Origin of the sequence: Stenotrophomonas maltophilia, from assembly GCF_039555535.1 — a bacterium.
In the GTDB taxonomy this organism is placed as follows: Bacteria; Pseudomonadota; Gammaproteobacteria; order Xanthomonadales; family Xanthomonadaceae; genus Stenotrophomonas; species Stenotrophomonas maltophilia_Q.
In genome coordinates this window covers 1,020,893-1,034,256 of the sequence record NZ_CP154630.1, presented here as the reverse complement: position 1 = coordinate 1,034,256, position 13,364 = coordinate 1,020,893, and the positions used below count along the sequence as shown (strand labels likewise).

Genomic DNA, 13,364 nt, shown 5'->3' with positions numbered 1-13,364 from the left:
CCAAAGGCGCCATAACGGCGCCTACCTGACAAATATCAATCTGCGGCGACGCTGACGTCGCTTGCACGGCGCTGCACGCCACGCTGGCGCACGCTGTCACGTACATCGACATCAAACTGAAGATGCAGCGGTTGCGGTTGCAGGGGGAGTTCGTAAGAGAGTCCATCACGGCACGGCAGGCGCTGCTGCAACGCTAGCACATCCTCCTGAGGCAGCGCGAACCGCAGCGCCGTGACGCTGCCATCCAGCCGCGCCTGTTCGCCTGCATGCAGCTGCAGCGCGCAGGAAAAGCCGCCCAGTGCCCCCAGGTCGGTCCGGCTGGTCACCCACTGCCCCGCCAACAACTCGGCCAGCTCGTTTTCGTCAATGCGCAGTCGTACGGACTGCGACTGGATCTGCACTTTCATGAGGCAGAGCCTCCCATTGGATGGGGGTATTGCAGTTCAGCAGGCGGGCATCGCCATCGTCGGGCAGGCGCAGCTCGATGCTGCCCAGCTGTCGCTGCAGGCGGTACAACGAGCGCGGCCCGTTCACGTCCATCACCATCGACTGCAACAGGGTGCGACAGCTGCGGTCAATGTTCAACCGCATTGGCAGCGGTTGCCCGCGGAAATGCACGCAGCGAGCGTCACCTGCGTCACGCAACCGCCAAAGAAGTTGCCGGTCGAGCAGCGGCATGTCCACCGCCACCACCCAGACAGGGCCATCCGGCAGCGTCTTCACCACGCTGTAGAGCCCCCCCAACGGACCGCAGCGCGGCACCAGGTCGGGGACCGACTCGACCCCCGGCAGCACCGGGTAGCTGCCGCTGACCCGTAGCGTCTGCGCACCCGCGGCCTGCAGCAGCGCGCACATGTGCGCCAGCAGGGACCTGCCCTGCCAACGCAGCAAGGCCTTGTCCTGGCCCATGCGGCTGGACAGGCCACCGGCCAGCACGATGCCGGCCATGGCCGGCAGGTCAGTGGGCGTGATCGTGGACATGTCCGTCGTCGGCGTGCTCGGCGCTGGGTTGGCACAGGCTGCAGCCTTCGCTCCACTCGCTGTCGCCATCCTGGTAATGCTCCTGCTTCCAGATCGGCGAGCGGTGTTTGACCGCCTCGATCAGCTGCCGGCAGGCACGGAAAGCCTCGTCACGGTGGGGACTGCCGGCGGCAACAACCACCGCCACCTCACCCACCGCCAGGCGGCCCCTGGCGTGGGCCACGTACAGCTTGATGCGCGGGCCGAACTCGGCCTCCACCTCGGCCACCAGGCGCTGGAACTCGTTGAGTACCAGCGGCTCGAACATGTCATAGGTGATGCCCTGCACCGCGCGCCCTTGGTTCAGGTCGCGCACCTTGCCGATGAATACATCGATGCCGCCAAAGCCGGGGTCGGACACAAAAGCGATGCCCTCGCCCGGATCAATCGCGGCGGCGCTGCGCTCGACCACTTTCCATAGATTTTCCGCGCTCATTTCAACCTCCGCTCACCGGTGGCAGGATGGCCACACGACCGTCCGCAGGCAGCGGCTCGCTGTCGCGCAGCACGCGCTTTTCATCGGCAAACACCGAATAGTCCACCAGCCCGGCACGGAACCGGGGGAACCGTTCCAGCAGCAACTCGCGCAATGCCCGGCGCAGGTCCACGATGTGTTCACCGTTCACCCGCACGCTTAGCTCGCGACGATGATCCAGCTCGGAAAACACACCAAACAACTGCACAACGACCTCTCTCATGCTTCCTCCTGCCGGGCCAGTTGCAGCGGCTCGCGATGCCCCCAACCCTGCACGCGAGCCAATGTGCCGGCCGGGGCCAACGCATCCTCACCTTCCAGAATCGCCCAGGCGTTGGCCTGCAGCATGGTCTTGAGCCGGAACGATTCCTGCCCGGACAACACCCGCACGCTCAGCCGCCCCCCCGCATCCAGTTCCACCCGTGCCCGTGCGTGCATGCGCAGCCCCGGTGGCTTGCGCACATCGCCCTGCAACGGCAACTGCAACTGCGCCTCTTCTTCCAAACCCAGCATGCGGCGCAACACCGGCTCCACGAAGAAGCGCAACCCCACTGCCGCGGATATCGGATTGCCCGGCAGGCCGAAGTACAGGCAACCATCGGCCAGGCGGGCGAACAGCAGCGGCTTGCCCGGGCGGATGGCGACCTTGTGGAACAGCACGGTGGCACCACGGGCACGCAGGGCATCAGGGATGAAGTCATAGCGGCCCTGCGACACCGCCCCCGTACTCAGCACCACGCGCGCGCCGGCGGCCAAGGCCGCGTCCAGCGCAGCATCAAAAGCAGCCACGTCATCGCCAACGACACCGTTCCAGACCACATCAGCACCCGCGGCGTGCAGGCGGCTGACCAGGAAGGGGCGGTTGCTGTCGCGTATCTGCCCGGACTGCAACGGCTGGGCCGCATCACTGATCAGCTCCTTGCCGGTGCTGATGACCGCCACCTGCGGCCGCTGCTGCACCTGCACCCGGGCTGTCCCGAGGGCATGCAGCAAGGTCATGGCGTTCACATCCAGCGACGTGCCAGCGGCAAGCACGGTTTCGCCCAACTCCACGTCCTGGCCGCGCAGCCGCACGTGTTGCCCGGGCGTAACCATCGCCTGCAGACGCACGCGCGCAGGACGCCCCTCCACGGCATCCAGCACCTCCACCTGCTCGACCGGCACCACGCTGTCCAGGCCGGCCGGCATGCGCGCACCCGTCATGATTTCCCAGGCCTGTGCTGCCTCCCCCTGTGCTGCGGCATCGCCTGCGGCCTGCCAGCCGGCAACCTGCAATATGGCACCGGCAGGCAAGGGCTGGCCGTCCGCGCACAGGGCGAAGCCGTCCATCGCAGCATTGTCGAACGGTGGCAGGTGCTGGGCACTTACCACTGGCGCAGCCAGCACCCGGTCTGCTGCCTCGGCAATCACCACCTGCTCGGTCTTTGGCGTCGGCGCCTCGGCCAACAGGATCTGCAGGGCCTGCGCGTAAGTGATCATGCGTGGCTGGCCCCGTCGATCATCGCCAATGCATGGCCCAGCACCGGCGTGAGAATGCTCATGCACTGTGCCGCGGCACGCGGGCTACCCGGCAGGGCGATGACCAGCATGCCCCCCAGTTGCACCACCTCGGCACGGCTCAGCCATGCCAACGGCGTGTGCTGCGCGCTAAGGCCACGGAGCATCTGCGCCAGCCCGGGCACGCTGCGCCCACCCAGCGACTGCAACGCCTCTGGAGTGAGATCGCGCGGTCCCAGGCCCGTGCCGCCAGTGCACAGGCAGATGCGGATGCCGCTGGCGGCGAACGCGTGCAGACGCCCGGCCAGCGGCTCGATGCCATCGGCCAGTACTTCCGTGCTGACCACTTCGCCGCCCAGTGCACGCAGCCCCTCGGCCAGCACTGGCCCGGATTCATCCACATAGTCGCCCCGGCTGGCACGATCGCTGAGCGTGATCACCACACAGCTCGCACCTTGCAGCTGTCTTGGCGGACGCGGGCGGAAGCGCTCACGCTCCTCCGCATCCATACCCTGTGGGTGCAACCACACGCCGCTCTTGCCGCCTTCCTTGAACAGCAGCCGGACACCGCCGATCTCCAATGCGGGCTCGACCGGCTTGCTGAGGTCATACAAGGTCAGCAGGGCCGCGTTGACCCCTGCCAGCGCTTCCATCTCCACCCCGGTACGCGCTTCACTGGCGCATTCGCACCACACCCGGATGGCAAGCCGCTCCGGCGCCGGCGCGCAGTAAACCCTCACCAGTTCCAGTGGCAGCGGATGGCACAGCGGCATCAACGCCGAGGCCATTTTGGCCCCCTGCAGGCCAGCAATCTCGGCCATCACCAGTGCGTCCCCCTTGGGCAGACGTCGCTCGACGATCAGGGGATAGGCAACAGGCCCGGCGACAAGCTCACCCACCGCCACCGCGCGGCGACGGGTAATGCGCTTGTCACGTACATCGGCCATATGGAATGCCGCACTCATCTGCCCACTCATTGCTTGTCTCATCCTCCAATCGAGGCCAGATGCGGGGTCAACCCGGTCTGGCCGAAATGCAGTCCATGCCCGGCTGCCTTCAGCCCAAGCTGGGTGGTGATGCGCGCCAGCAGCGCGCCCTGGTCCTCATCTGACTGCAGCAGCGGCCGCAGTGCGATGCCGAAGTCACCGAACAGGCACAACCGCAGATCGCCGCGCGCGGTAACCCGCAGGCGGTTGCAACCTTTGCAGAAATCCTTTGAGTAAGGAGCGATGATGCCGATGCTGCCGCGATGGTCGGGATGACTGAACTCACGTGCGGGGCCCGCATCGGCAGCGCGTCTGCGCTCGCTCCAGCCAGCAGCCAGCAACTGCCCGACGATCACATCGGCGCACAGATGGTGACGTTCAAAGTAATCGCGGTTGTCACCGGTGCGCATCAGTTCGATGAAACGCACGCTCACTGGCCGGTCGCGCAGGAAGGCCATCCATTGCGGCAGTTCGTCGTCATTGAGGCCGCGCAGCAGCACGGCATTGAGCTTGACCGATTGCAGGCCCAACGCCTGGGCCAGGGCGATGCCTTCCATCACCTCGGGCAGGCGGTCATGTCCGGTGATGGCATGGAAACGCTCGCGACGCAGGCTGTCCATACTCACGTTGAGCGCAGTCAGGCCCGCACGATGCCAGCCTGGCAGGCGCCTGGGCAGCAGGCAGCCGTTGGTGGTGATGGCAACCTTGCGCACGCCCGGCACCTGCGCCACGGTGGCGATGATCTGGTCCAGGTCCTTGCGCAGGCTCGGCTCGCCACCGGTCAGGCGGATCTTGTGCATGCCCAGCGTGGCAAACGCCCGTACCAGCCTTGCGATTTCATCCACCGCAAGAAAGCGCGGCCGGCCGTCGGCCTGGTAGCCGTCGGGCAGGCAATAGCTGCAACGGAAGTTGCAGGCTTCGGTCAGCGACAGACGCAGGTATGGAAAGCTGCGCCCGAAGCCATCGGTGAGTTGGCTCATGGCTGTTTCACCTCCTGACTGCACGTATCCACGCTCGCCCGGCATGCCGGGGTTCCCTCGCCTGTAGTGACTGACCGTCAGCCTACGTGGGGCTTTGAAGCGATGGCATGACTTAAATCAATCAAGGGCACCGCCATGCCTTGCGAAGCTATGGCAGCATACCCTTTACCAACGCCCTGTCCTGTGACCCCGATCATGATGCTGAACGATTTCAATGGCCTGCTGCAGGCAGCAGGACAGCAAACCGAGCCCCAACGCCTGTTGTTTGTGTTCGTCAAAGCCGACCTGCCCGAATCACCCACCGCCGATCAGCATGCCCGCCACAGCAACGGCGAAGGTGGCACGTTGAGCCCGGTGCTGTGTGTGGACAAGGCCCCGCAGGAAATCGCGTCCTTCCAGACCCTGGCCGCCGAATCCGCCCAGACCGGGCTGGTCTGGGACCTGGTGTTTGTTGCCTCACTGGATGGCCGTGGCGGCATTGCCCCGTCCAGCGATGAAGCAACGCAACCACTGCGCCTGATGGTCAACGCGGTCAACGACGGCCAGATCAGCCGTTTTGCCGCCTTCGATCGCGATGGCACACCGGTGCAGTTCTACTGAGCCAGCAGCTGCAGCATCAGGAAGAACACCACCAGCACCGTATTCAAGCCCCAGGCCACGGTCAGGCCGCGCGCGGCAACACCGTAATTGGGATTTTGCGCGCTCGGCGCCGCCCGCCATACCGCCGGGATGATCCAGCCCGTATACAGCAGCAGCGCCGCGAACAACGCCAGCAACAACGGGGTGCGCCCCTGCGCCAACGCCCAGAGGGCGGCGGCCCATAACAGGTTGCTGGGGATCACCCCCTGCAGCCAGAACACGCGCCAAAGTCGGGAGGGCGGCAGCTTGTCACCTTGGGCGTGGAGGGAACTGACAGCGGTCATGGCTGCAACTCCTAGTCAGCGAGGCATGGGTACACTTTGCGCCGCCGAGGCGGGCGGGTCAAATCCCTGCCCGGTGTCGGCGCGCGCGGACAGAGCCCAACGCCCAGGCGAGCCGCCCGAACGGCCCGCACCATACTCACCCCAGCATGTCCGGCCGGAACAACGAACGGCGGCTGATCATCCTGCCTGCCGTCATGAACACTCCATCGCCGGTGTAATGCAGCGTACGCGGATGCCTGGGCGACACTGCCACATGCGCCTTCACCACCTCGAAGACGAAGAAGTTGTAGCGCTCCACCAGCGCATCTTCGTGCAGACGGCATTCGAGGTTGGCATGACACCGCCCCAGCAGCGGCGCACGCACCCGGGATGCCCGCACCGGCGCAAGATCGAACAGCGCGTACTTGTCCACCGACACGCCACTGCAGTTGCCGATGCGCACCACCGTATCCGCCAACGCGACCGTCGGCAGGTTGATCACACACTCCCCACTACGGCGGATCAGATCGAATCAGATTACCGGGGTAAGTCATTGAATGTCAATGAACTCTTCACATAAACGAGGCAGAAACACCCCTTTTTGTACCCCCAAAAGCAATGGATGCCCATGTACATACACGGACAGTTTCATACACAACTCAGGGTAAGTCGATGATACGTAATGATTAGAGCCCATGGGTTCCTCTCGCCGCCCGGCTGAAAAAGGAGCATCAGTGCGGAGTTGGGAGCCGCCCTACCAGCCAGGTCGAGGCCACTTTGCTCCTCAATTGCTTGCCTCAAATGACTTGTTAGTAATATAACTAACAAGCCTACATCTAGCTCCAACTCACGACTATGGAGCGCCATACCAATGATGACTCTGCCTGCGATAGCTCTACCTGTCCGGGACGGCTTGCCATCCCTACACCTACCTGTTCTAGCCTCGACTGCAGCCTGCGGCTTTCCTAGCCCTGCCGAAGACTTCTTCCGGGAAGAGGACCGCTTGGATCTCAATGCCAAGCTGGTGCCTAACCCACCAGCTACGTTCCTTGTGCAGGCCGACTGCGGCGGGTCGATGGCCGATTTCGGTATCCACGACGGCGATCTCTTGGTTGTCGATCGCTCGATCAGTCCACGACCTGGGCACACAGTCGTGGCTCTGTGGGAAGGTGGCTTCGTCTGCAAGAAGCTCTACATGCGTAACAACTGCATGGTCCTGGCCAGCGGTAGCGGATATCCCTCCATCATCGTGCCAGAGGATGTCGAGCTGGAAATCTGGGGGGTGGTGCGCAGTTCCATCACCCAGCACCTCTGATCTCAACTCCTGATACATGAGCCCCGTACCGTGCCCGCATGCGCTACGGACTTATCGACGGCAACACCTTCTATGTCTCATGCGAGCGGGTCTTCGACCCCAAGCTGCGAGGCAAACCCACTGTTGTGCTTGGCAATGGCGATGGATGCTGTATCGCCCTGTCGCCAGAGGCGAAGGCCTTGGGATTGAAAATGGGTATGCCCATCTTCCAGGTCCCCAAGGACATCAGAAAGCAGGTCTTCGTCAGGTCAGCCAACTTCGCGCTGTACGGGGATCTGTCAGCCAGGATTGTGACGATTCTTCAGGATCTCTTCCCCAGGGTGGAGATCTATTCGATCGATGAAAATTTCGTCGACCTGGCAGGCCTCAAAGACCCTCTTGCGGCCTGCCTGGAAGCACGCCAACGCATCCTGCAATGGGTGGGCATTCCCTGCTGCGCTGGCCTGGGTGCCACACGCACCCTGGCCAAGGCAGGCAACAAGCTCGCCAAGGACCAGTCCAAGCGTGCCGTCCATTCGGGCTCCTTGGCCGTCTTCCATGCCACCGCACAGAACGTCAACGCTCTGGCCGTCGAGGATGTGTGGGGAGTGGGCAGGCGCTACGCCGAACGCCTGGCAGGCGAAGGGGTAAGAACTGCTGCAGATTTGGCCGCACTCCCCACCGACCATGTTCGTGCGCACTATGGGGTAGTTCTGGCCCGCACCCAAATGGAGCTGCGGGGAATTCCCTGCAGCGATCTGGAACTGGAAGAACCCGAACGCCAGCAACTGGTGGTCAGCCGTACATTTGGTCGTGAAGTGACCGACCCGATGGAGGCCCTGGCCACGTTCTGCAGCGTAGCCTGCGAGAAGTTACGCAAGCGAGGCCAAGCGGCAGGTGCACTGTGGGTCTGGCTGGACGGCAACCCCTTCAAGGGCGATTCGTTCCATGCCCGCAGAGCCGCACCCTTCCCCTTTCCTACGCAGGACACAGGGGAAGTCCTACGGACAGTGCGACGCCTGGCCAAGTCGATCATGGATCAGGCAGACCGTGGCCAAGGCATCCAGGCCTATAAACGTGGAGGTGTGGGTCTGACCAACTTGGTACAGGCTGAAGCCCGTCAGGCAGACCTCTTCGTTGGCCCTAACGAGAAAGCCGAACGCACCATGGCCGTGCTGGACCAGATCAATGCGAAGTTCGGCAGAGGCACTGTGGGAGTAGGCAACGTGGGCTGGCGGGTTGGTGGAGCCAGACTTGGAGAGCAGTCCAACGTGACTATCAACGCTCAATGGCGACCCATATTGCATTCGTTGTCGCCCAGCTATACAACGAAGTGGGGCGACCTTCTGCAGGTGCGCTGACAAGGATCGGCGACATAGCGATCATCAAACACTAGACACAACCAAAAGGATGATGGTTAAAAATGGAAGAAAGCAACATCGAATCAGGGAAGTACAAGCCGCGCTTCGACTTCGAAAAAGATCAAGCAACAGACCAATCAACAACTGGAAGCATCAACGATCTTTTGAATGAGCTCAATTACGAGCTTACAGAAACGCCAAGTGGCGGCAAATCAAAACACTCCGATGCCTCCGGAAAAACAATAACCCGCAAGGAGCTAAATGGAGTCATTGGCTTCATCAACTCTACATTGGAACAAGAGATTCCAAACGGGAATTGCACCCTCCCAATCTCTACTCTAAAAACAATCAAGCTCCTTTACCTCAAGAACGACTCCAGCGACACTCAGTTACTCCAAAGAATCTCGAAACCAGGAACCATCAAGGCCACCTTCGAGCACTGGACAGAACGCAACACCCCAAGAAATGAAAAGACCATAAAAGCAGCCTCCTATCTCATGTCCACGCTTGAGCTTGAGATCGACGAGGAGAGACTTAAGCACATCCACATCAACAGACTCACACCATCGAAACTCCTTGAATGCTACGCAAGACACATAAAGGAGCTTATAGAACCTATCTACATGGCTTTCGCCGGCAATGATGAAGCCATTGCAAGCGCCTTTATGTTTGGCGCACATCAAATAGAAAGCTATCAACCATCACCTATCTCGTCCATCAAAGAATCCGCTCCCGCTCACGAAAGGCTGTACATCTATTTGCTAACACTCCCATTCCTGCACTTCGTTGGCGAGTATCAGCAGGTTGTCGAATCAGAAAACGACGAGTTGAGAAAATACAATATAGAGCCACTCTTCGCTCACTCCATCTCCTCACCGACGGAGTGCAATGCCCTATTGCGACCTGTCACATCACTCGCAGCCATTCACTTCTTCCTGCAAACCCATGCGAATGAGCTGGCACGCTTGGTTCACCAAGCCACTGGTGAAGAATTTAGATCCAGCGAGATCACAAACATAGCCGACGAAACGCAGAAGGTTCTGCATGCCTATGTCTTCCACGAGTGGCACAGAACAGATCCCGAGGCCGTCAATATCTCAATGGCAGACTGCATCGCAGCCATATCAGCCATAAAGATACAAAAGAAGATAAAAACGAAGTACACGCCCTACTGGAAAGGGCAGATCTCTAGTGAAAAAACGGTATCTCGTCTACTGAGCCACCTGGATCCATCAAGAGACATCCGAGAGCTGTATGAAGAGGATTACATTCCGCAAGGCGCAATGATTACTCTCTATCATCGATACTGCATCGTCTTCTCATTACTATTCGGACGCAACAACCGAATGGAAGCATTCATGAAATTTCAGCTCGCCTACCTGAAACACATGACCATAGCTCATTCTCACTTCGATCTCGTAGCAGGCAACGAATACGAGACAGATATCAACATTTTTTGCGAAGACCTTATTCAATACATCGAAGATCAAGCCACTTCGCATGCAATGTAATTTTTAACTTGCATCACCCTTATACATATGTAGAAACTCACTCACGTCCTTCGAAATAACAACACGAAGAACGAAAGGCATCGAAGGAAATAGAAATCAAATAGAACTGACGATAGATTACAGGCAGGGTGTGGTACGCGCACTTACCCTTTCTATCTAATCACAACAATCTTCGATCATGAGTATCTACCGGTAGCCGACAAGAATCACTCTTGTCGGCTTTTTTTATTCTCCTTAGAGAAAGGGTGATACAGCAATGGCAAGCTTCCATTACAGCATCAAAAGTGGAAAGAAAGGCAGCGCACGCAGGCACGCCAACTATATCGATCGTAAAGGATCTCATAGTGACAAGGAGGACCTTGTCCAAACAGGACATGGGAACATGCCCGAATGGGCAGGAGATGATCCGAAACGGTTCTGGAGCGTTGCTGACAAGCATGAGCGTGCCAACGGAGCAGTGTACCGAGAACACGAAATCACTCTTCCGAGTGAGCTCAGTACTGAACAGCAGGTCGAACTTGCCGACCGCCTTGCAAAGAATCTCGCAGGGAAAAAACCCTACCAATACGCGCTTCATGCACCTGAAGGAAAACTCGGTGGCGATCCGAACCCGCACATCCATCTGATGTGCTCGGACAGACTGCCTGATGGCATCCCCCGTACACCTGAACAGACCTTCGCCCGCTACAACGCCAAGAACCCTTCCGCAGGCGGATGCCGCAAGGATAGTGGCGGAAAGAGCCCAATGGAGTTGAAGCAGCAGGTGACTGCACAGCGAAAGCTTGTAGCGGACACCCAGAATCAGTTCCTTGCTGAGAACGGATACTCCGCCCGTGTAGACCACCGCAGCTTGCGCGACCAGGGCATTACCAGGTCACCGGAGCGCCACCTCGGCCAACGCTTCGTCAAGGAGATGGCAGATGCAGAGAAGTCGCAGTATGCACAATGTCGTAAAGCCGTGAAGGCAGCTTCATCAGTTGAAAATCTGGGAGAGGTAAGTGCCTAACCCAGCGATTCTGCGACAAAGTCGCAGAATCGCAATGGCACCTACTGACCACAGCAGAAAAGCCCCGGCATATCGCCGGGGCCCCCTTGGCATCAAGACCGCTTACAGTGCCCTCCGGTCAAAGTAGTGATTCATCAAGCGCAGATACATCCTCTTGTCCCGGTACCCACTGCAGACCTGAATTGCTCCCTGACCTTCAAGAATCGAGATAGCTGCATTCAGCCTTGCTCGGTCACGTACAGGTCCATAGCGCAAAACCTGGTTCTTGGGAACGTACGTATCCGAATAAATCCCTTTCCACCACTTGGCATACAGATACCGATCCAAAGCTTGAGCATCGACCTGATCCTGCGATACCACGAACGCTGGTGAGAACAGATGCTTGTACTCATCAACATGCCACCGAACGATGTCGAAGGCACGATTGATCGTATCGAGGGTGATGTCACCTCCCTCTCCACTGAAGTACTGCATCGATGCAGCGAGTCGTGCCACGATCTCCATGATCTTTGCCGCGAAGTCATTGATATCACTCAAGTACTCCCCGTCGCGCAGCAAAGACTCAGTTTCTGATGCCAACTCTACCCAGCGTGCCCTGGCATCGATGGAGAAGGACACCACTTCACGAGCAATGGCGCCCGAGGCTGACCGCTCCTTGTACTTGAACAACAGCTCCGCGATTCGCTCATGGAATGCCGGCAAATGCTCCCACACCGGTTCTACGTCCTCGATTCGCCGGTAGCCCATCATGGAGCGAGGCCACGCAACCAAATAGCGTGCCCAGTGTCCACTCCCCTTTGCAACAGAGCCTCGCCTATTGAGGAACTGCTTGAACGGTTCGTACTGGGTCATGATGCTCACAGAAACGCGCGGATTCATCGCAATCAGATGCTCGTTCTCCGCACGATCCAACGGCATCATTCCTGGCGAATCCCAGAGACGATTGAGCAGGCCCACATTCGCCATTGCCTCGCTCTTGAACAGCATATGACCTTCGTCAGTCGTGATGGCGATGGACTCACCATCACCCTGAACGGCCTCCATGATGGCCTTGGCCGTGATGTCCTGCCTCAGGAAGCAACGCAGGCGGGGCTGCAGAGGTTTCTTTTCTGAAAACTCCTTCAGCTGTGCCTCGAGTGCTTCGACAGACTTGCCAGCAGCAACTGCTTTACTGATCGCGCTCCTCAGCCCCTTCATCTTGGCCGTCCAGAGTCCATAGTCGATCTCATAAGCCTCAGTCTGCTGCTTGAACGCAGCCATCTCCTTCGTGTCTGCATCGCGGAAAGGCGCCTGCAGTAGCTCGAACACCGTGGACTTGCGCTCACCAGACTCAGCCACAAGCATCAAGTTCTGGGTTACAGGCTTGATCTGTCCGGTCGGCAACTTGACATCAATCAGACCTTGGCACGCCATCGAAATGGCATTGATAAGACCCATGCCAACCATGGCGTCGGGAACTTGAACGTTGCGAAGGAGCTCAAGGCCTGCCTCACGAGCAACATGGTGAAAGGTTTCCAGGGGATATTTGGGGGCATAACGCTGCCAATTGGTTGTCATCATGCATCCTCCTCTGTCGAGCCAACCGCGGTCTGTTCTTCAACCTCAACCAACAGATGGCCACAGCTCTGGCACCGAGCAGCATCGCCCTCCGCATGGCGACGAAAACGCTCCTCCTTGAGCAGCTTGCGGAACTGAATCAGGTTCAGATCATGCTTGTACGCAGCATTGAACTGCTCTACCAAGATCTTCTTGCTCATCTTCTTTGCGATGTGCTGTTCCAGGATCGGATAGGCCTGCCTGAAGTCCTGCTCCAGCTTGCCCTTCCCCTTGGTCGACTGTTCACTCAAAGCGTGCGTGAGCGCGTCAAGCGGCGAAGAGTGGACTGCAAAATTAGCCATCATCACTTCTCCTCCTTCGCACGACGGAACTTCACTGCACGGCCTTCTACCCATGCCATTGCCTCATGCGTCCAGTAGAACTTCGGGGACAGTTCGCTGTCATAGAGCGGAATGCCCTTCGGGAAGTCCGGATCGGTCTTCATCAGCTCGTATGCCTTGCTCCTGCTGACGCGGAGCAGCTTGATCAGCTCCTTCAGACGCAGCGTCGGACTATCCGGCCAACCTGCTTTCCCAGCACTGTTGTTCTCTTCGGCCAAAGTCATGCTTTTGTCTACGCCCTGGCGCAGACTGGACGTCATGTGCTTCATTTGTTGATTCCTTCGTTGTGTTGAACGTTTCAGGAAGGAATCCGGCCGGTTTCCTATCGAAGGTGATTGGCCTCCGACGTGATCAGTGTCGATATGCTGCTGTTGGGGGTACAGGGAAAAAAAATC

The 13,364-nt window shown here is 59.3% G+C and carries 17 protein-coding genes; 5 read left to right on the top strand and 12 right to left on the bottom strand.

Translation table 11 applies throughout. The features are described from left to right. Positions 1-35 precede the first annotated feature (35 nt). Genes AASM09_RS04745 through moaA form a run of 7 tightly spaced genes read right to left on the bottom strand, consistent with a single transcriptional unit; the run spans position 36 to position 4,958 of the window. A complete protein-coding gene (locus tag AASM09_RS04745) occupies positions 36-407 on the bottom strand; it encodes a DUF7009 family protein (protein ID WP_099475678.1) in 372 nt (123 codons plus the stop codon). Further along, on the bottom strand, positions 364-981 hold the full coding sequence (locus AASM09_RS04740; protein ID WP_049450912.1) for a molybdenum cofactor guanylyltransferase: 618 nt from the start codon (positions 979-981) through the stop codon (positions 364-366). Before AASM09_RS04740 ends, AASM09_RS04745 begins: the two co-directional genes overlap by 44 nt. Continuing rightward, positions 959-1,456: a molybdenum cofactor biosynthesis protein MoaE gene (locus tag AASM09_RS04735; protein ID WP_004146494.1), complete on the bottom strand. Its 498-nt coding sequence runs from the start codon at positions 1,454-1,456 to the stop codon at positions 959-961. Before AASM09_RS04735 ends, AASM09_RS04740 begins: the two co-directional genes overlap by 23 nt. Before the next feature lies 1 nt (position 1,457). Beyond that, on the bottom strand, positions 1,458-1,718 hold the full coding sequence (locus AASM09_RS04730) for a molybdopterin converting factor subunit 1 (protein WP_004146493.1): 261 nt from the start codon (positions 1,716-1,718) through the stop codon (positions 1,458-1,460). Beyond that, complete coding sequence (locus AASM09_RS04725) at positions 1,715-2,974, bottom strand: molybdopterin molybdotransferase MoeA (protein WP_135965906.1); 1,260 nt, start codon at positions 2,972-2,974, stop codon at positions 1,715-1,717. The genes AASM09_RS04730 and AASM09_RS04725 overlap by 4 nt, the downstream gene beginning before the upstream one ends. Further along, entirely contained in the window at positions 2,971-3,969 is a 999-nt protein-coding gene (gene moaCB, locus AASM09_RS04720) for a bifunctional molybdenum cofactor biosynthesis protein MoaC/MoaB (protein WP_099589911.1), read from the bottom strand. The genes AASM09_RS04725 and moaCB overlap by 4 nt, the downstream gene beginning before the upstream one ends. An 8-nt stretch (positions 3,970-3,977) precedes the next feature. Then, on the bottom strand, positions 3,978-4,958 hold the full coding sequence (gene moaA / locus AASM09_RS04715) for a GTP 3',8-cyclase MoaA (protein ID WP_032968965.1): 981 nt from the start codon (positions 4,956-4,958) through the stop codon (positions 3,978-3,980). 195 nt (positions 4,959-5,153) lie between these two features. Between moaA and AASM09_RS04710 the strand changes: the two genes are divergently transcribed. Then, the gene (locus AASM09_RS04710) at positions 5,154-5,558 is read left to right on the top strand and encodes a hypothetical protein (protein WP_004146485.1); all 405 of its coding nucleotides are present in this window, start codon (positions 5,154-5,156) and stop codon (positions 5,556-5,558) included. Here the strand turns inward: AASM09_RS04710 and AASM09_RS04705 are convergent. Continuing rightward, a complete protein-coding gene (locus tag AASM09_RS04705) occupies positions 5,552-5,881 on the bottom strand; it encodes a hypothetical protein (RefSeq protein ID WP_004146483.1) in 330 nt (109 codons plus the stop codon). The two genes, AASM09_RS04710 and AASM09_RS04705, sit on opposite strands and share 7 nt — an antisense overlap. A 136-nt stretch (positions 5,882-6,017) precedes the next feature. Continuing rightward, the gene (locus tag AASM09_RS04700) at positions 6,018-6,362 is read right to left on the bottom strand and encodes a flavin reductase family protein (protein WP_246864170.1); all 345 of its coding nucleotides are present in this window, start codon (positions 6,360-6,362) and stop codon (positions 6,018-6,020) included. Between the two features lie 411 nt (positions 6,363-6,773). Here AASM09_RS04700 and AASM09_RS04695 point away from each other — a divergent pair, with 411 nt between their 5' ends. The 4 genes from AASM09_RS04695 to AASM09_RS04680 all read left to right on the top strand — a co-directional run bounded on the left by AASM09_RS04695 (position 6,774) and on the right by AASM09_RS04680 (position 11,032). Beyond that, the gene (locus AASM09_RS04695) at positions 6,774-7,175 is read left to right on the top strand and encodes a LexA family protein (RefSeq protein WP_236509061.1); all 402 of its coding nucleotides are present in this window, start codon (positions 6,774-6,776) and stop codon (positions 7,173-7,175) included. Between the two features lie 38 nt (positions 7,176-7,213). Continuing rightward, complete coding sequence (locus AASM09_RS04690) at positions 7,214-8,515, top strand: Y-family DNA polymerase (RefSeq protein ID WP_135965904.1); 1,302 nt, start codon at positions 7,214-7,216, stop codon at positions 8,513-8,515. Positions 8,516-8,577: 62 nt separating this feature from the next. After that, entirely contained in the window at positions 8,578-10,026 is a 1,449-nt protein-coding gene (locus AASM09_RS04685; RefSeq protein WP_135965903.1) for a hypothetical protein, read from the top strand. Between the two features lie 256 nt (positions 10,027-10,282). After that, positions 10,283-11,032, top strand: coding sequence for a MobA/MobL family protein (locus AASM09_RS04680; RefSeq protein WP_329765477.1), 750 nt, complete (start codon positions 10,283-10,285; stop codon positions 11,030-11,032). A gap of 102 nt (positions 11,033-11,134) precedes the next feature. Here the strand turns inward: AASM09_RS04680 and AASM09_RS04675 are convergent, their stop codons facing one another. From AASM09_RS04675 to AASM09_RS04665, 3 genes are read right to left on the bottom strand one after another with little or no spacing between them, the layout of a single operon-like run. Then, a complete protein-coding gene (locus AASM09_RS04675) occupies positions 11,135-12,589 on the bottom strand; it encodes a YfjI family protein (RefSeq protein WP_032968958.1) in 1,455 nt (484 codons plus the stop codon). Then, entirely contained in the window at positions 12,589-12,933 is a 345-nt protein-coding gene (locus tag AASM09_RS04670) for a hypothetical protein (protein ID WP_070426734.1), read from the bottom strand. Before AASM09_RS04670 ends, AASM09_RS04675 begins: the two co-directional genes overlap by 1 nt. After that, the gene (locus AASM09_RS04665) at positions 12,933-13,238 is read right to left on the bottom strand and encodes a helix-turn-helix transcriptional regulator (protein WP_004146436.1); all 306 of its coding nucleotides are present in this window, start codon (positions 13,236-13,238) and stop codon (positions 12,933-12,935) included. The genes AASM09_RS04670 and AASM09_RS04665 overlap by 1 nt, the downstream gene beginning before the upstream one ends. Positions 13,239-13,364 lie beyond the last annotated feature (126 nt).